Annotated in this window: 8 protein-coding genes; all 8 read left to right on the forward strand. The window is 42.2% G+C overall.

Annotated elements, in window-relative coordinates; genetic code table 11:
• Position 1: 1 nt before the first annotated feature.
• The 8 genes from C5470_RS09225 (at position 2) to C5470_RS09260 (ending at position 20,425) form a co-directional block, all read left to right on the forward strand.
• Complete coding sequence (locus C5470_RS09225; RefSeq protein WP_166288048.1) at positions 2–5,113, forward strand: SDR family NAD(P)-dependent oxidoreductase; 5,112 nt, start codon at positions 2–4, stop codon at positions 5,111–5,113.
• A gap of 66 nt (positions 5,114–5,179) precedes the next feature.
• Positions 5,180–5,443: a hypothetical protein gene (locus tag C5470_RS09230; RefSeq protein ID WP_166288051.1), complete on the forward strand. Its 264-nt coding sequence runs from the start codon at positions 5,180–5,182 to the stop codon at positions 5,441–5,443.
• A gap of 1 nt (position 5,444) precedes the next feature.
• On the forward strand, positions 5,445–5,699 hold the full coding sequence (locus C5470_RS09235; RefSeq protein WP_166288054.1) for an acyl carrier protein: 255 nt from the start codon (positions 5,445–5,447) through the stop codon (positions 5,697–5,699).
• Positions 5,696–6,763 carry a cupin-like domain-containing protein gene (locus C5470_RS09240; RefSeq protein ID WP_166288057.1) on the forward strand — a complete coding sequence of 356 codons (1,068 nt, stop codon included), beginning with the start codon at positions 5,696–5,698 and terminating at the stop codon, positions 6,761–6,763. Before C5470_RS09235 ends, C5470_RS09240 begins: the two co-directional genes overlap by 4 nt.
• 129 nt (positions 6,764–6,892) lie before the next feature.
• Positions 6,893–7,297 carry a DUF1801 domain-containing protein gene (locus C5470_RS09245; protein WP_166288060.1) on the forward strand — a complete coding sequence of 135 codons (405 nt, stop codon included), beginning with the start codon at positions 6,893–6,895 and terminating at the stop codon, positions 7,295–7,297.
• A 51-nt stretch (positions 7,298–7,348) separates the two neighbouring features.
• Positions 7,349–8,203 (forward strand): ACP S-malonyltransferase, encoded by an 855-nt coding sequence (locus C5470_RS09250; RefSeq protein ID WP_278249182.1) that lies wholly within the window; start codon positions 7,349–7,351, stop codon positions 8,201–8,203.
• A gap of 193 nt (positions 8,204–8,396) precedes the next feature.
• Positions 8,397–18,614: an SDR family NAD(P)-dependent oxidoreductase gene (locus C5470_RS09255; RefSeq protein ID WP_166288065.1), complete on the forward strand. Its 10,218-nt coding sequence runs from the start codon at positions 8,397–8,399 to the stop codon at positions 18,612–18,614.
• Between the two features lie 2 nt (positions 18,615–18,616).
• On the forward strand, positions 18,617–20,425 hold the full coding sequence (locus C5470_RS09260; RefSeq protein ID WP_166288067.1) for a phosphopantetheine-binding protein: 1,809 nt from the start codon (positions 18,617–18,619) through the stop codon (positions 20,423–20,425).
• The last annotated feature ends 16 nt before the right edge of the window (positions 20,426–20,441 follow it).

Below are 20,441 nucleotides of genomic sequence, written 5' to 3' on the forward strand. Positions count from 1 at the left end.
CATGAATGATAGAAAAAAAATTGCTATTGTGGGAATATCTTGCCGTTTCCCAAGATGTTATAATCAAGAATTATTTTGGAAGTTATATCAAGAAAAAAAATCAGCTATTGTTGAAATCCCTGAATCCAGATGGCTTGTTAGTAAATATTACTCGCCACATTTTGAAAAAAATAAATCTTTAAGTCGTTGGGCCGGCTTAGTAGAAAACTTTGACCGTTTTGACGCCCCTTATTTTAATATTACTCCTCGTGAAGCAGAATTAATGGATCCTCAGCAGCGCATCTCCCTTGAGTTATCGGTTGAATGTTTAGAGGACGCGGGGTATGGCGTTTCTGATATAAAATCTGCTGATATCGGTGTTTTTCTTGGTGTGTGTAACTTTGATTATAAGGAGCGTCTGGAAAAATCAATAACTAATATTCAAGGGCATCTTTCAACCGGAACTTATACTACGCTAATTCCCAATAGAATCTCCTTCTATTTGGATATAAAAGGTCCCAGTGTTCCTGTTGATACCGCATGTTCAAGTTCTTTGGTTGCACTTTCTTACGCTGTGCAAGCTATTCAGACAGGTGACTGTGAAGCAGCTTTTGTAGGAGGAGTAAGTTATCTATTTAGTCACACTTACTTTGTTGCATTTTCCCAAGCAGGGATGTTATCTCCAACCGGAAATTGCAAAACGTTTGATAAACAAGCGGATGGTTATGTTCGTGGAGAAGGCGCAGGAATGATCCTGATAAAACCGCTTGAAAAAGCGTTAGCAGATAATGATCGGATCTATGGCGTGATTGATGCTGTGGCCGTAAATCATGGTGGTAGTGTTGCCACGATCACTTCTCCCAGTGCTTATGCTCAAGCGAATGTAATAAGAAGAGCGCTTCAGAAAGCTAATATTTCTGCAAATTCAATTTCCTATATTGAATCTCATGGTACTGGAACACCGAAAGGGGATCCTATTGAGGTGAATGGGTTGAAACGTGCATTCCGTGCCCATGCCAAAGAATATGGAGAAACATTAGGGACGGCTTATTGTGTGATATCGGGCTCTAAGGCGAATGTTGGACACCTTGAGTCGGCTTCGGGCATGGTAGGTTTGATTAAGGGGCTGCTTTCTATTCAGAAGAAACGTCTGTTACCTATATTTAATCTCAATGAATTAAACCCAAAAATATCTTTGGAAGGCAGTCCTTTCCATATCCTCACTAAAGAGTCTGATTGGCAGCCATCAGATGGAGGAATACGACGCTTCGGTGTTAGTAGTTTTGGGTTCGGTGGTGTCAATGCCCATGCGATTATCTCTGAATATCAGGATAAGAGGAACCCCAAGTTCAAACTGACCACTCATCTGTTTGCATTTTCAGCATCCTCAGATAAGGCATTAAGAGCATATGCATTGTTGATTTCGACGTTTTTGCAGAACACACCTTTAGTCTCAGTTCATGATTGTGCTTACACTTTGGTCAGAAGAACAAATCTGCCATATCGTGTCGCTTTTATATATCAGACTCGGCAGGAGCTATTGGGAAAGATTATCTCTTTTGCTAATGGATTAGCCACTGAAGTATTTCCTGTCAGCAGGTATCCAGATTATGAAAAAGTGGAAGCTTGGCTGAATGGAGAGCGGAATAGTTTGAAAGATTTATTTTCAGAAGGTAGTCACCAAATTATTTATGTTCCCCCTTATCCTTTTCAGCACAATACTTATTTTCCTAATGAGCTTGAAGCTAAAAGAGATAAAATAGTAGAACATGAAAAGCAGCGTGATATCAATATATTGCACCAGATCGAACCGTTATTTTCTTCTGTCTCATCATTTTATGATGGGCTGAATCATGAAGAAAACAGACTGCCAATTATTTTTTCTATGCTGGAGGACGAGCAATCTTCAATATTGAAAAAGCATATTTCATTTGAGCGATATTTTGAGCTTCCCAGATTACCAAATGAAGCTTCAGGTAGCGACTGGATTGATTGGTATTTAAATTTCCTAAAGCAACTCATCAGTGCCATCGAATTAACAAAACCGGGTTCCTGGATATTGTTGTCTGACCGAAAGAACATTTGGGGGAATACGCTATATGCACATGCACTATCACTTGAAAAAGAGTTTGGTCTCCCTTGTGGTTGGTATCAACTCCATAACTTCACTCTTTCTCAGCATATAGAGCAATGTCTGAAGCTATTTCAAATGCCTGTGTCTGGTTCTTTTTGTCGGCGCTTAAATTATGAAATAGAGTCAGATGCTCTCATATTAGAAGCCTTACGCTATCATGTAAGTGTATTTCCAGAATCATCACAACATTGTGAAGCTCTATCTGGTTTTAAACCCACAGTATTAATCAGTGGAGGAGCCGGTGGTATCGGACAAGTATTTGCTAAATATTTAGCAAATACATTTGACGCAAATGTTGTGATCATTGGTCGTCGAAAATGTGATGAATTGCCTGTGGATTGTATGACATCAGAGAAAGGAACTATTGAATATATTCAGGCGGATTGTTGCAATCGTCAGGCGCTCACTGTAGCCGTTGAACGCATTGTCACTAAGTATAAAAATATCGATCTCATCATACACAGTGCAGGAAACATTGAAGACCGAAGTATGTTTTTTAAGACGGAGAAAAACGTTAGAGACATTGTTGAAAGTAAGGTAATTGGGTGTGAATTGTTGGATGAGCTCACCCGTTCACTTTCTGTTAAACAATTTATTGTATTCTCTTCAATAACCGCCCTGTTCGGGAATTCTGGACAAACGGATTATGCAGCAGCTAACCATTACCTCGTCGAGTTTACTCATAATCGTAATAGGAAACAATCTGAAGGGCTGCGAGCCGGGCGAACAACCGCAATCTATTGGCCTTACTGGCTGGATGGCGGCATGAAAATCAATAAATCAGCCTTGTCTATGTTACAGGAAACAACGGGTACTGAACCTATGTTAACCGATGATGGCATCAGGATTTTTAATCATGCACTTATTCATCAACCTACAGAACTCTGTGTTGTGGCTGGTGTAAGCAAGAAAATTGATAATGCGCTCAATCGCTGGCTTGTTCGTCAACCGATATTGAGTGACAGAAAGCGTCTGGTTTCCACCATCTTGTCGGTTATTACGGATATAACGGGGTTACAGCCAGAGAATATTGGTTTAAAAACTCATTTTTCTGACATGGGAATCGATTCTATTGCGATGAGGGGGATCTCATGGGAGCTTAGTCAGGTAACAGGATTTACGATAAACAACGTGGTCCTGGCAAAAAAAACCAGTATACAAGCCTTGGCAGAGTACCTGAGCCAATATTCTGAGAAACCATGTAATGAAGATGTTCTTCAACACCGGACGTCTGAATTCCTTCCGCCATCACGAATAGAAATTGATGAAGAAGAAGTTGGTGTGATTGGTATTGATTTACGCATGTGTGGCTCTGAACACTGGCGCGATTCTTGGCCATTGTTGAGTAAAAAGGTACTGGAGCCTGAAATTTACCCTGAATCGCGCTGGCAGTTGTTGCCGGATGAACTGACCAGAGATATCGAAAGAGAAAAGATACAGGGATATTTCATTAAGGATTGTCTGGCTTTCGACCATAAATTTTTTTGTATGTCTCGCCGGGAGGCTATGTTAATGGACCCCCAGCATAGAACCCTGATAGAAAGCGTCTGGTCTGCAATTATTGATGCGGGTTACTCGCCTGAGCAGTTTAATCAAAGACGTACTGCCGTTTTTGTTTGTATTGATGCCAATGATTACGCATTAATTACTGAATTTGATTCATTAATAGATGAGTTCTCAATTGGTTCATCAACACCTTATTTATCAGCCAACCGGTTATCCTATCTGTTTAATTTTAAGGGACCAAGCGAAATTGTTAACATTGCTTGTGCCAGTGTTTATTCCGCTGTTGAAAAAGCTAAAGAGTTAATCAGTTCAGGCGTCGTAGAACAAGCTGTTGTTGCCGCTGCGCAAATCAACTTATTGCCTTCTCGTTTTAAGGCGTTACAAAAAAGAAATCTGCTGAGTGCGGATGGTATGGTTAAACCCTTTGGTAAAGATGCGCACGGATTTGTTCGCAGCGAAGGTGTTGGTTGTATCTTGTTAAAGAATCTGAAATTAGCGGTTACTGATGGCGACGAGGTATTAGTCAAAGTAAAAAGCGCTGCAACCTGGCACGGGGGGCGGGGGGACTCCTTCACTGCACCGGATGCCTCTACGCATGTGAATGTTATGGAAACCGCTTTTCGAAAAGCACATGCGGATATCGAAAAATTACAATATGTTGAAGCTCATGGTATTGCTTCTAATGTGGGTGATCTCAGTGAAGCAGAGGCTATTGCAACGCTTTTATCAAAGTTAGAGCGTGCATCTTGTGTGGTTAGTTCAATGAAATCGAATGTGGGACATCTTGAAGTATGTTCGGGTATTGCTGGATTTGTACGAACAATATTGGCGATTAAACATCAACAGATACCGGGTATTTCTGAATTACATGAGCTTAATGAAGGGATTGATAGCAGCCGGTTACACATTAAAAACACCAGTCAGTCATTTAATGAGCTCAGAGGATTAATTGGTTTACTTTCATATGGATTAGGTGGGGTTTCTGCATTTGTACTTTTAGAACCTTTTGTCGATCAATCTGATGAATATAAAAAAGATCTCATTATTGAAGAGAAAGAATACTACTTCTGTCTTTCAGCAAATAATGTTGAATCATTAAAACGGTATGTGGCTTCAGTAATAGAACAAATTCACCAATATCGCCATATTACACCACTCTCTCAGTTAATATCGACACTACGTTTTTATCGCAAACATTTAGATGTGCGGTTGGTGGTAAAAGTCAGCAGTTATGAGGAATTGCTCAGTAAACTGGAGGCATTTTTGGCAGGGCATACAGTTGATGGATTACAGACGTCGGTGAACTGTCAGGATGATGACGTCATGTTGGTAGCACTGCCAGAGGCATTGCGTATGTGGTTAAAGAAAAAAGAAGATGATGAAGGGATGAGGCCACCCGTGGATAAACGGAGTTTTTGGCCCAAATACCCGTTCGATCGCTCTTCACTTCTTTATATTGCTTCGAAGTACCAGGGAGGAAAAATGCCGGGCTGAATGAGTCATAAAATGTTTCAGGATTGCATATTTCTAGCGAGAAATGACTATTGGAGAACATAAGTTATGGAAGGTAAAGTTGAAGATTTAGTGATAAATGCACTAAAAGAGGTGATGGCAAGAGCAGTAATGTTAGGGCTGTCGTGTTCTGAAAATAAAATGCAGGGCAGCATCTTGGATGAGCAAAATGCCGATATAGTGTCAAAATTTATGTCGCTATATCAATCGACAGATAAGTTTCTGACAGCGGTGGGAATAACCAAAACGGCTGATGAGATACTCCCGCTATATAAAGAAATCATATCTCAAATTCCGCAAGAGAGACTCTGATATGGAGAAATTTGAAGAAATTAAAGATTTTCTTAGCAGGGAAATTATGACTGCTATGTATATGACAACAGATGAGTTAGATCAAGATGCGTTGTTTTCAAGTTATGGATTGGAATCTACAACTTTGACAAAAATAGTGATGAACATAAATAAACGATTTTTCATTAATCTCTCTGTACAGGATATCTTGCCTTATCAGAGTGTTAATAAGGCAGCTAAATTTATTCACTCCATACTTGAGGGGGAAGTATCATGACAACATCATGCTCAAATTATGATTACGTGGATCTGCCTGAAAAAGAGCGTCTGGAATATGAACATATCTTTTTTCTAAGGAACTTTTTTTTAAAGCCAGATCTCTTTCAGAACGAACTACAACAAGTTGAACAGAGTATGGCATTTGAGTTACCGGCTTTAGAATCAGGATACTCAGAAATAGAAACCTATAAAGAGGGGGAATTGACCTGGCAGAAATTGGCTCAGATCTATGCTAAAGATATTCGACCTATTGTAATTAAAGGGTTTTCATCATCTTTTCCCTGTGTGAAATTATGGACGCCGGAGTATTTCAGAGATAACTTTGGCGATTTTCAACTATGGTATTCGACAACAGAAAAGCTTTTTGAAGAAGATGGCATATCGCTACGTCATTATATCAATGCGGTATTAAATGGTGATGTTAGTCGGGCATATCTTGAAAACTTAAGTGATATCTTTAATGAATACCCTATTCTGCATCAGCAAATTGGTATTGACCGTATTAATAGTTTTTTAGGCGATTTTGCCTCATATCATAAAATTGCCCAACTTTTCATTGGCGGGCCTGGTACAGGAGCTGTTTACCATTGTGCTAATGAACTTAATTGTTTCTTAAATATTTATGGTTGCAAAGAGTGGGTATTTGTTCATCCTAAATATTCTGCGGCTATGTATAGTTCCATTTTTAATAAAGGGATCTTTGTTGGTTCATTTGTCAAACATAATGCTCCGGTAAGATATTTAGAAGAACACCAGCCGCTTTATAACCGTATACCTAAACTTAGAGTTATTTTAGAACCGGGAGATATGTTAATTAATCCACCCTGGTGGTGGCATGCAATTAATAATCAACCACCGATATCAATTGCTATTGCCTCTCGCTGGAAGATCGAAATGCCTTATCAACATCAGAATCCGCTATATGAATTTATTCAATCCCAAAGAGTAGAAAGATTGACTCTGGAAGGAAAGAAAATGTCTGAGGACGATGTTGTTGTACCTGACAGTGAATTACGTAAGAAATATGTCTCATATAAAGAAATGGGGTGGATAGGGCATTGATTGCTAAAAGTGATATGTCTTTTGGATAAAATTCAGAAACGGTATATTATATAGTTTGTTTTTTAATCTAGAGACAGAGTTGTGTGAGACAGTCACAACGCACAAATTAGCGAATAAGGTAGCTATCTTATGAAAGCATTTCAAAGTAACGAAGTTCACTCGGTATTTAATAATTATCCTGAACAATATCAAAAACTTTTGTTGATGATAAGAGAGTTAATATTTGACGTCGCATCGAAAACAGAAGGTGTAGGTTTAATTACTGAGACTTTGAAATGGGGGCAACCCAGTTACCTGACTCTTGAAACTGGATCGGGAACAACAATCCGATTGGATCGTTTCGGTCATTCGTATGTGGCTATCTTTTTTCACTGCCAAACTACATTGGTTGATACATTTAGGACACTTTTTCCTGAACTGACTTATTCAAAAAATCGGGCAATAGTCTTAGATCCGAAGGCCGGTTTGCCAATAGATGAATTAAGTATGTGTATTGAAATGTCACTCACTTATAAGTTGAGAAAAAAGAGATAAAAACTTCATTTAGAAAACAGGATGTGAATAATGAAAACATGTACCGTCGCAATGTTTCCTGGACAGGGCGCCCAGTTTCAAGGCATGGGGCGCAACCTGTTTGATAAATATGAATACCATATGAGGCTGGCACAACAAGTATTGGGGTATTCACTTGTTCAGTTGTGTGAAGGTGAAGCTAATGTTCTTGATAGAACAGAATTTACGCAGCCAGCCCTGTTTGTTGTTAACATTCTTCACTACTTAGAGAGCCTGGAAGGACATGGCTCTGGTGCTGAAATATTTGTGGGTCATAGTCTGGGAGAATATTGTGCTTTGTTTGCCGCAGGCGCTTTTAGTTTCGAGACTGCCTTATCTATTGTTCAGGAGAGGGGCCGATGTATGGCGCTTTGCTCTGAGGGAGCTATGGCTGCCGTCATTGGCCTTAAATTAGAACAGGTAGAGGATTTATTAGCAACTTCCAAATTTAGCGATTTAACTATAGCCAATTTTAATTCGCCTACACAATTTGTTATTTCAGGTGATAAAGTTGAATTATCTCAATTTAAAGATAGGGTATTGAATGCGAAAGGTGTTTATTACCCTTTGCAGGTTAATGGCGCATTCCATTCGAAAAGAATGGCGCATGTTGCAGAAAAATTTAAAAGTTTTCTTGAACGTGTTGATATTTATCCACTGAAAGCATCAGTATTATCTAATGTAACTGCTGACTTTTATCCATTAAATAATCGGGAGAAATTAATAGATTTATTAATTAAACAATTGTCGTACCCTGTGCGTTGGCAACAATGTATAGAGAAATTACCTTTAGATAAGCATATTATTGGTTTTGAATATGGGCCAAAAACTGTGATAGGTCCACTAGTTAAACTAATATTAGGTGAACGTATTACACTAATGAAATGATACATTAATTATTAAAATAAGCAAAATTTAATTATATTTGTGATAATTAACTAAAAGATTATCATCGTGACCTTATTTTTAAACAACCGGTTTATATAGGAATTAATATTTTTATTTTATGCCAAGGGATTGGTTCTATTCCTTTAAAAAATTTTTTTTATTGTTTGCCAAAATAAAAATAGGAGGATTATTGATGGAATATTCTATTATCGGTGTAGCCGCACATTTCTGTAGAGGTTTGTCATTATCTCGTTATTGGCAAACATTGGTTGAAGGCGGATCTTTGATTGATGTCATCGGAGAAGAACGCTATCAACTTAATAACCGCCAAACGTTGGTTAAATGGGGGCTTAGGGAAAAAATACGCGGTATGTTTCTTGAGGATATTGATACCTTCGATAGACATATTTTTCCTCTCTCAGGCTCTGCAATTATGTTTGCTGATCCAAGACAAAGACTGTTTCTACAAACTTGCTGGCAACTCCTTGAAGATGCAGGGATTCCACCATCAATGCTGTCAGGCAAAAAGGTGGGGGTGTTTGTTGCGCAGGATGGTTGGTATTTAAGCTCTTATGTAGACAGAATTCCTGACGAGCATAAGGGAAGTCAAGAGTTCGTTGTTCCGGGGAACGATCCTTGTTTTCTGGCAAATCGTGTCTCTTTCTTGTTCAACTTTATTGGGCCATCAATCGTTGTTGATACAACCTGTTCAAGCGCTTTTGTTGCTTTGGACATGGCATGTCAGGCTTTTGACTCCGGTGATTGTGACTACGCTATCGTGGGGGGTGTTTCGCTGTTTTTGAATCCCTGGAAAGAGGGAGAAACCACTGCAACGCCGTTTGAAACAGGCGGAAAGGATATCCACAGTTTTTCTGGAAAAGCTTCAGGATACAAAACCTCAGAAGGATGCGCTGCTTTACTTTTGCAAAGAAACCGCGACGTATTAAATCGGCACTACCATGTTTATGGTGTAGTGCAGGCTACCGGCCATAATTCGGGCGGTAAAACCAGTTCATTTGCCCAACCAAATAAAGAACAGCAAATGAGTCTGTTTCAGACCGTATTAAAACGGGCGAACGTTTTACCTGAGCAAATTCAATATGTGGAAGCACACGGTGTTGCTTCTCAAATGGGAGATGCTATTGAAGCGAATGCTTTGGTGAATGTTTTTGGTCGTCCACAGGATGTTTCACCCTGTTATGTGAGTACGGTAAAACCCAATATTGGTCATAATCATGCAAGCTCAGGGTTTTACGCCATCATCAAGGGGCTTTTGGCTTTCAGATATAACCAGATTCCCCTAATCCGCGGATTGGATAAAACCGGGTTGAATGCCGACATTCCAGCAGATACCAGGGGAATTCATTTCCTGACAGAGACGGTAAATTGGCCAAAATCTCAGGCAGATACACCCAGGCATATATTTTTCAACAGTTATGGGTTCAGCAATGTCAATGCGGCTATAGTCCTGCGAGAACCTGATAGCAAGTCTGCCGCCAGAATAAATTCTCTTGTGGAAATCGCAGCAGAGAAGCCTGTATTGATCTGTCTGTCAGCAAAGCGTGATGAGCAGCTCCGCCGACAGGTATTAAACCTGTGTGAAACGGTGAGTGAGCCGGATTTTGCACAGACTTTCAATCTGTACGAGCTTGCCTGGACACTTAGCACAGGGAGAGAAGCGTTTACACATCGTTGGGCAACGATAGCTTCGTCAATTGAACAACTGCGGTGTGTATTAGAAGCGTTTGTTGAATACCCGGAAAAACAGCATTCAGCAATATATCTGGGAACATTGGCGCAAAACGCATGTGGAGAGGCTTTAATCGCTCAATGTGCTGAACTTGAAGCGGTGGTAAACAATGGGGTTCAGGCAGCTTCATTAGAGACTGTCGCGAAATATTGGGTTGCGGGTGTTGATATTGACTGGAAGCAATATTGGGGCAACGCTGAATGGCGATCTATTCCTTTGCCCACTTATCCGTTTGCCAGAGAGCGTTATTGGATTCCTAAAGGTGAAGTCAGTAAATTGTTGCCCAAGGAAGGCTCCAGACAGTTTATCCATCCGTTTGTCCATCAAAATACCTCTGATTTTGCGGAACAACGTTTTAGCACAACATTTTCTGGGGAAGAGTTTTGCCTGAAAGGGCATGTGATTCATGGTATTCGAGTGTTACCAGGTGTCGGACATTTAGAGCTGGCCCGCGTTGCTGCACATCACTCATTCGGATCGAAACCGAATTCCTTGTCAGCAGAGGGGGGGAAAACGGGGTTGACGTTGAAAAATGTCGTTTGGGCTCAGATTATCGACGTTATTGATAAGCCCCAGACAGTGCATATTCGTTTTATCAATCATGGAAATGGTGAAGCAGGATATCAATTATATAGCTGTGCAGAGGAGGAGATAATCCATAATTCCGGCGTTGCTGTACGAAGAATGCTCACTTCTCCCCCTGTCTATGATATCGACAGTCTGAAATCCAGATATCTGCAAAACGCTTATTCTCCTAAGCAATACTATGAAATGTACCATGCGCTTGGCCTGTATATGGCGCCAGACTACCAGGGCATTGAAGAATTATATGTGGGGATGAACCATATATTGGCAAAACTGGCGCTACCTCAATCTCTGGAGCCGACCAGAGAGCAATTTGTTTTGCATCCCTGCTTAATGGATGGTGCTCTTCTTTCATCGGTTGGGCTTTTAATGCGTTTTGGCGATCTCGATATATCCATTCCATCTAAATGTTTAATACCTTTTGGTCTTGATGAAATCGAATTTCATGACGAAGAATCCCAATTACACTGGGCCTGGATTAGTTATAGCGCTGATAGCAGTGCCTCGGAGCTTTTTCCAAAAGTTGATGTAGATTGTTGTGATATTAACGGAAAAGTGTGTATCCGGTTTAAGGGTTTTAGTTGTCGGGGAGTTGGTGCTCAATCTGCGTCACCAGCAGAGGTTGAACCTTATTTATTACAACCCCTGTGGAAAAGTCAGTCGTTGTCTTCTGATTCAGCATTACGACCTTTTACAAAACGCATCGTGTTCTTGTGTGAATTAAATAATCTTCAACCCGAACGGTTCACGTCTGATATCGACACATGTGAGTATATTGTGTTGCCAAAACCTGGCAGTGATGAAGGTTTGTTAAAGAGACAACATAATGTCATAACACTTTGCCAAAAAATTAATGAGTTCATTAGCCATCCTCCCATAGAACCTGTTCTGATTCAGCTTGTACTGCCGGAAGCAGAGGTACTACCCGAATATGCCATTGTGACGGCTGTATTAAAAACAGCCTATCAGGATAATGCGAATCTGCTCAGTCAGACGATTTATTGTGATGATACAGAGGGGCTGGCTGAGAAACTGTCAGGTGAAACCTCTCAGCCAAAATATGAAGTGATATTGTGGCACTCTGATGAACGTTGGATACCTCATTGGATTGCCTGGTCTCCCAAAGGGGATGTAAGTATTTTAACTCCCCCCTGGAAAGAAAAGGCTGTTTACTTAATTGTTGATGAAAATGGCAGTATGGGACGCTTTATTGCCAGAGATATCACTGCGCAGACAGATTCAACAATTGTTATTGTCTTGAGCGAATCTGAAGAGAACCAATACCAGATCACTATAACGTCAAAGACTGCTACCACTGATGACGAGGTAATATGTCTTGATGCAGCAGCATTAGCAACTCTTACCCGCAGAATTGAGCAAAATTTTGGTGCACTACGGGGCGTATTTTTCTGTGTCGGTCAACGCTTCTCTGTGACTTCGCGGAGCACAGAGAAAGAAACTGTAAATTCAATACTTGAACGTTATCAGGGGCTGTCACGACTGGAGATGGCTACCCATGGTTTGTCGCTTGATTTCTTTACGGTACTGACTTGCAGGGATGGAGTATTAGGGTGCTCCGGGCATCCCATGTTCGCTGCCCATTGCGCTGCGGTGAACTGCTTTGCACGTTACAGGCAACAGCGTTGTGAATCAGCACCGTTTCAAAGGCAAACACTTTCATTGATCCTTCCTCAATATAACAGAGCGAGTGAGGAGGAGTTCATCCGTCACATGACTCTTCGGGCCTTGTATCAGGCACTGCATGAGGGATGTAGTGGTGAATTGATGCTGATGGAAGGGGGGACAATAGAACGTTTCAGAACAGAAATGTTAGGAGTTCGCCCGTATTATGAACCCGCATCCTCGTTAGATCCAGGAGCTAATGTCAGTTCACTGTTAGCTCAAACTATTCAGTCAACTCAGGGGGAGATTCAAGCATCATCCGATCTCGAATCGGCTGCGGTGGATTTGATCAAACGGGTTGTGTGCAAGGCGGTCAATCTTCCCCTGGCAGAAATTGATGAAGAAGCTAGCATGGAGAAGTATGGAATAGATTCCATTCTATCCATCCGGATGACGGAAGAGTTGGAACAGGATTTCGGTGTACTCCCTAAGACCCTGTTTTTTGAATATCTCACCATTCGGGAACTGGCGGCTTATTTTGTTGAACATCATCGTCATGTTTTACTGGAATGGGTCCAAAACGCCCCACAAAACATCGTGCCGAAATCAACGGAATCTGGCTTTCGTCTGCCAGTGCGACCGGTTGCTGGCAGGCCGAAACGGCTTTCTGTCCTTCAGGCCAACGAGGTGACCCATATCACAACGGATGCAGGTGACATCGCTATTGTCGGTTTAGCTGGACGTTTTCCCAAGGCAAGAAATATGCGTGACTTTTGGAAACTCCTGAGAGAAGGCCAGGATTGCATTACAGAGATCCCTTTTGAGCGTTGGGATCATTCACACTATTTCGACATGGATAAAACCAAACGAGGCAAAACCTATGGCAAATGGGGTGGTTTTATTGAGGGTGTTGATGAATTTGATCCGCTGTTTTTTAACTTGTCACCGCGCGATGCGCGTGTTATGAGCCCGCAGGAACGGTTATTTTTACAATGTGCCTACGAAACAGTTGAGGATGCCGGATATAGTCACAGAACATTAGGTTCCCATGACTGGACATTGTTACCCAAGAACATGGGTGTGTATGTTGGTGTCATGTATGGAGAATATGAGTTTTATAGTATAGAGGAATTGGCAAAAGGGAATGTTCTTGAACAGTCTATCGTGACGGGAAGTTTTGGCTCAATAGCAAACCGGGTATCGCATTTCTTCAATATAAATGGCCCCAGTCTTGCAGTAGATACCATGTGTTCTTCTTCATTAACTTCTATTTACCTTGCCTGTCAGGCGCTCAGACAGGGCGATATTGAGATGGCGCTGGCGGGTGGTGTTAATGTTTCTATTCATCCTAATAAGTATTTGATCCTCGGTCAGTCTAAGTTTTTGTCTAATGACGGGCGATGCCGGAGTTTTGGACAGGGAGGAACCGGGTATGTTCCGGCGGAAGGCGTTGGCGCAATTTTACTGAAACCGTTGACGAAAGCTATTGAAGACGGTGACCATATTTATGGCGTTATCAAAGGGATAGCCGTTAATCACGGTGGCAAAACCAACGGTTACACCGTACCTAATCCTATCGCGCAAGCCACAGTCATTTCTCAGGCAATCCAGTCTTCAAAGGTTGATCCGCGTGCCATTAGCTATATTGAAGCGCATGGAACAGGGACTTCACTCGGTGATCCGATTGAAATATCCGGTCTTAATCGGGCGTTTCAACAATACACACAAGAGAACGCATTCTGTGCAGTAGGCTCGGTAAAATCTAATATCGGTCACTGTGAAAGTGCGGCGGGTATTGCGGGGGTAGCCAAAGTACTCATGCAAATTAAGTACCGGCAGTTAGTACCTTCTTTGCATAGTGCTGAATTAAATCCCAATATCGATTTTGATGCTTCACCATTTTATGTGCAGCGTGAGCTTACAAACTGGAAAAGGCCCCTGTTGGGTGAGATATCCCAAATCGAACAGGGGCAGCAGGTAAATCAATCGGAGCATCCCAGAACGGCGTGTATTTCATCATTTGGTGCAGGAGGAACAAATGTTCACTTGGTTATACAAGAATACATTCAGGACAACCATCAGAATCCGTTAAATGTCTATTGGTCAAAATGGGTCGTTATACCTCTATCCGCAAAAGCGTACGGACAACATCGTGAATTGGCGCAAACCCTATCACAGTATCTTGAACAGGCAGAATGGTGCTCAGAGATGTCCGAAACGGAGTACCTGCACAGTATTGCCTATACCTTGCAGACGGGGCGAGAAGAGATGGAGGAAAGGGCCGCTTTTATTGTGGATTCCCTTGCCGCACTGATTGATAGCTTAAAGGCATTTTCCCTATCTTATTTACCATCAACGCATTGCTGGATAGGACGAGTAGAAAAATCTCATTATACAAAACAGTTAGTTATTCCCACTTATGCCGGGAAAGACAGGTATGAAGAGGAGTATGAGCAGTTAAAACAAATCGCCAGTGCCTGGACTCAAGGGCACAACGTTAATTGGCAGGCGTATTACCAATCCTTTCCTATACGGCCAGGTCGCTTAAGTTTACCAACTTATCCTTTTGCCAGGGAAAGATACTGGATACCAGATTCAGAAGCTCAGGTACCGACTTTCCCTGAATCAACGGAAGATACCGCTTCGACGGTGTTCTATACATCGGGTTGGGAACGATGTGATGTTCGTCAGAGAACGGTGTGCGCAATGAAATCTGGAAGCGCTGATTTATTTGTTATTGGGGATGTGGATGAAACCTTACTGATTGAGTTGGCCTCGTTATCTGGTGCGGCGCACATACATTATCTCCGTGTAGAGAATGCGTGTCCGGCCTCTTTGTCCGGTCTCGTTCTGCGATTAGTTGATTATTGCCAGCAGCAAATTCTTTCCGGCCAAGTATTGCCAACATTAATAGCGGTTTTTGCGCCATGGAAAGATAGTGGATTGCCTTATCGCGGTTTATTGGGTGCGCTCAGAACCATAAACATGGAGTTTCCTGTGATACAAACGAAACTTATTCTGGATGCCGCTTTGGAAAGTGCAGACAGTGAAACTTTCTGCCGAAATGCTGAAAAAGAACTCTTCTCTTCAAATCAAGATATTGCTGTGCTCTATCAGAAAGATGGTCATCGCTTTGTATGGCGCCAAAAAAAGGTAGAAATGGCTTCTTTCACGGATACTCCCACTTTGTTTAATCGTGAATGCCGTGTGGTTTGGATCACCGGTGGTCTGGGGGGATTGGGATACCAGATTGCGCAATATATTGGAACCAAAACAGGGGCACATCTTGTGCTATCGGGGCGTTCTACCATTGATGCCAATAAAGAAGCCCAGCTGAATGCGCTAAGAAGGCGCGGAATAGAAGCAGAATATGTGCCGTGCGATGTGAATAATCGCGAAGCACTGGAAAAAACTATGATGCTTATTCGTCAGCGCTTTGGCTCTCTATGCGGTGTTATCCATTGTGCTGGCGTAATCCATGATGCGCTGATTATCAATAAAACCGAGGAGGAGATTGACCGTGTGATCTCTACTAAAGCATTGGCGGCTGGTCTTATGGATGAAGTTACCCAACACGAGCCTCTGGCATTTTTTGTCATGTTCTCTTCACTTGCCTCCCTGGGAAATATTGGTCAAATAGACTACGCGGCGGCAAGCGCCTTTCTGGATAATTTTGCTGAGTATCGTGAGGATTTAGTTAGGCAGAAAAAAAGAAGCGGAAAAAGTCTGTCAATTAACTGGCCTCTTTGGCAGGAAAGTGGCATGAACGTAACTCAGAGAATGCAAAAGCAGATGTTTGATACCTTTGGTATTGTGCCTCTGGACACGAAAACTGCACTGGAAACACTGGAAATCGCTCTTCGTTCACCCTTCTCTCAGTTTGGAGTGATGAAGGGCGACAATCAAAAGATTACGGATTACCTAAGATTCTCTGCTGATTCTTCATTGGTTACACCTCTGCCAGAGCCGGAAAATGAAGAGCTACCGCATGGACAGCATATTGATCTAACGGTGTTAAAGGGATTATCTGCGTTGTTGTCGATAAACAGCACAGATATCGATAAGAACCGCCAGTTTGGTGATTATGGTATGGATTCTGTGAGCCTGAGTGAGTTAGGTAACTATCTTAATCAGCATTTTGATTTGAACTATACCGGAGCAACATTTTTAGCGTTAGATACAGCCAACAAAGTCATCGATCGAATCAAACAGTGTGTGAATGCGCCCTGTATCTCTGATACGGCCAATAGCGCTTCAACTGCCTTCTTGGCGAAAGAAAGTAAGACGAAGACTGAGTCATCAAACTACGATCAACAGAACATGAATTCCGTTTTATTGACACAGACGTCGGTAGAAACAATGGTTGATATTGTTGCTGGAAAATTATCCGAACTATTGGGTATGTGCTGCGATGCAATAGATATGCACCGGCAGTTTGGCGACTATGGAATGGACTCTGTCGGGCTGATTGAACTGGCCGAATATATTAATTCCCGTTTTGGGGTCACGTTGTCACCGGTGAGTTTTTTAGAGTTCAACACACTGAACCGTGTAGCAGAGCATCTGATGCCGCTTTTGTCAGAGCAAACCCGTTTTACTTTTGACACTCCATCACTGGAGATACCTGTACCCGCTACGGTGCCATCTTTTGCCATTGTGGGATATGACTGCACGTTTCCCGGGGCTAAGGATGCGGAAGCATACTGGCAGAATATTGTCCAAAAAACGATTTCTATTCAAGGGATCACGCAGGAAGAGTGGCAACAGCGTCACATCATCACACCGTCTGACAAAGAAGATGCGGTAAAACGCATGCAATCATCCGGTTTTTTGCAAGATATCGATCAGTTTGATGCTGAATTCTGGGGAATTGATGCAGAAACGGCAAAACAGATGGACCCACAGCAACGCTTGCTTATGCGGTGTATCTGGCGATGTATTGAGCATGCCGGTTCTGACCTGGAATACCTCACACAGCGTAAAGTTGGATTATTTGTTGCCGTTGATTCCACCGAATACAAATCCCTGATCAAAGACGTCGGAGAATATGGTGGATTACAGTCTGGCCTCAGTCTGGGCATGATGGTGAATCAGATCTCATATTTTTTCAACTTTACCGGCCCGAGTGAAGTGGTTGATAACGCCTGTGCCAGTGTGTTTGTCGCTCTGCAAAAAGCCCGGCAGGCTATTATGCTAGGTGATTGTGAAGTGGCAATTGTCGCGGGGGTTAAAGTCATCCTTGATTTTATGGAGTTTTATATTCGAGATCGGGGAGGAATGCTCAGCCAGTCAGGCAAAATGGCACCTTTTGACTACACGGCAGATGGTTATATCAGGGGCGAAGGAGTGGGCGCTGTCATAATTAAGCCCTTGGAACAGGCGCGTCTTGAACATGATCCTGTTTGGGCCGTCATCAGAGGCTTAGGGATTTCTCATAATGGTCGGAGCGCGTTCTCGTCAATGGCACCGAGTATTGAGAAGCAAGAAGAGAATATTAGAAATACCTACCATTCAGCAGATATCGATCCCTGTTCGGTTGACTATATTGAAGCCCATGGCTCTGCGACTCAATTTAGTGATGCCATCGAAGTTGCTGTTTTTAAAAAGATTTTCTCAGCGAGTCAGGCAGTTTCACATCGTTGTGTAGTCAGTACAGTTAAAGGCAACATTGGTCACTTGGAAGCGGCTTCTGGCATGGCATCACTGATTAAAGTGATATTGGCAATGAAGCATAGAATCATTCCGCCTATTGCTTCTTTCTCTAAATTACATCCTTCGATTTTTATTGAGAACACTCCTTTGTTCTTTCCGCTTGAGCCGGTTTCGTGGCAGCGAATTGGCTCAGATAAAACACAGCCAAGGCGAGCCGGATTGAACTCGATTGGGATCACGGGTGTAAATGCGCATGTTATTTTGGAAGAGCCTCGTTGGTCAGCAGAATCGGTGCCCCCAGAAAATGGCGATTACTTTTTAATTACCATCTCTGCAAAATCCCGAAAGACCTTAAAGGCTTATCTGAATCAGTGGCTGGATTATGTACGCAAGGAAAAGTCATCCCGCAATGATAATGCGTTCACGTTAAGGAATTTGGCTTACAGCTCCCAGACGGGTCGCTCGGATATGCCATTTCGCACGGCGATCATCGTTAACGATTTAGAAAAACTCATCACGGTACTGGAGTGGGTTGTCACAGAGAAAAGCGAGGCCACGATAGACGGTGTGGTCGCAATGGGGATGGTTTCTCAAAAAAATCGTACATCAAAAAAACAGGTTGAATTCTCCACCACGTTACCTGTGTTGAAACAACTGGCGGACGATTGGATTGCAGGCGCTTATATAGACTGGAGGGCTTTTGCTTATGGTCAGGGGATATACGTTGATATTCCCGGTTACCCATTTGATGAACAGAGATATTGGTTTTTTTCAGAGTACTGCATTGAAAAAGGGGTATAGAGATGAATGAAAAGAATGTGTTATTGGAATCACTAAAAACAATAGTGAAAGAGGTATTACAGCTTAGCGATGATATTAGCACTCAGGTACATATTCAGGATCTGGGATTTGATTCTAAATTGCTGGTCACCTTTACGGATAAGATTTCCTGTATTCTGGATGAAGAGATACATCCTGGGGTGTTGTTTGAGTTCACAACGCTGGATAAATTTGCAGATTATCTCATTACCTATCAGACGTCAGCGATTAAACGATTTCTTACTGCCTCATCCCCGGTCGCGTTAATAGAGAAAAAAGGGTGGTTTTTTCAGGAGGACGAAAACAGCAGTCAAAGCGCCTGTTGCCCCCAAAATACGGAAGATGTCGCTTATATGGAGGGAATGACTCAAGATATCAAACAACGCCTCCCTGTCATTATTGGCGGTGGCATCTCAGGTATGCTAATTAGCCACCAGCTTATTCAGGATAAGATTCCTCACATCATAGTGGGTAAGCCGGAAATTGGTGATACACCAAAACTGGGTGAATCTATGACTGAAATTGTGAGTATTGAATTTGCCCGGCGTTTTAAAACGCTATCCCGCTATTTCTATCCCAAAGAGTTCACGCCATTTTTTATGGGGGAATTAGTTGCTGGGCTGCGATTCCACTTTTTCGAATCGCTGGCTTCGCTTTTCATGGAAAAAGATATTCCTAAGCATTTTATTCATATTGACAGGCTTGGATTTGATAAAGCGCTTTATGATGAAATTATTCAGGCTTCTGAGTGTATTTGGATTGAAGCAATAGTCGAACATGTTGAATATTCTGAGGACAGTGACAGGATTTCATTACTTCAGCTTTCAGACGGACAGATTATTCAACCCGCTTATGTATGGGATTGCACCAACCACATCCGTTTATTAGGCCACAAAATCAGGCTTCCATTCACAGATCTTGATAGTCGCCGGGAAGTGATTTTTACCCACTATTATCAAAAAGCGGGAAGTAAGCTTTGTGACTCAAATGTACTTCCTTGGGTCCATGCGACATCGTTGCTAAGTGCGGATGAAGCGTTTGATCAGTTAAAAGGCGTTTCCTGGCTGATACCAATGGGCAGTTATGTATCGGTTGGCATCAGTATGTTGCCTGAGGATATTCGGGATCGCACGACGGAAGAAATTATTGCCTTGCTGACAAAAGCCTACAAGAGACGTGGATTAGATTATTCAAAACATTTTTCATGCCGCAGGGAAATCGTCTGTCTCCCGACACAACATTTCATGTATGAACGATTTACCGGAAAGAATTGGGCGCTGGTTGGCGGGAGTGGAATCAGTACATGGTTCACTTCCGGCTCAAATTTAAGTATCGCGACCTTTATGTCCTCTATTGCGTCAAAAATCATTCAATCACCGGAAATCTATGGTGAATATTACTCCACACATGTCCGTGGTTTTGCGAAAACACAGACTATTTATAACACCTTCATGGAATCGAATATTGGCGCAGTGGACGCGCTTAAGTTTTTAAGTGGCGTTGTTGAACAGGCAAGAAACCGAATTACTTCTTTCTTCTTGCTCGGTGAGATAGATGACCAAACCAGCGGAAAGGTTGCACGTGAACTCTGGCAGGAGAATGTCACCATTGACAAGGAGTACTTCGATTTTCTTAGACAGATAGCAACACATGCACGCCCCGAAGATCGCCAACAACAGACCGATTTGATATTTCAGAAACTCATGCAGTTGAAGTCAATGGGGCGTCAGATACGACTGCCTTACTTAAAAGATAGCAAAGTAAGACAGGAAAAACCCCAATTATTCATATGATTATGTGATGGATGGC

Origin of the sequence: Photorhabdus stackebrandtii (assembly GCF_011189495.1) — a bacterium.
Taxonomy (GTDB): domain Bacteria; phylum Pseudomonadota; class Gammaproteobacteria; order Enterobacterales; family Enterobacteriaceae; genus Photorhabdus; species Photorhabdus khanii.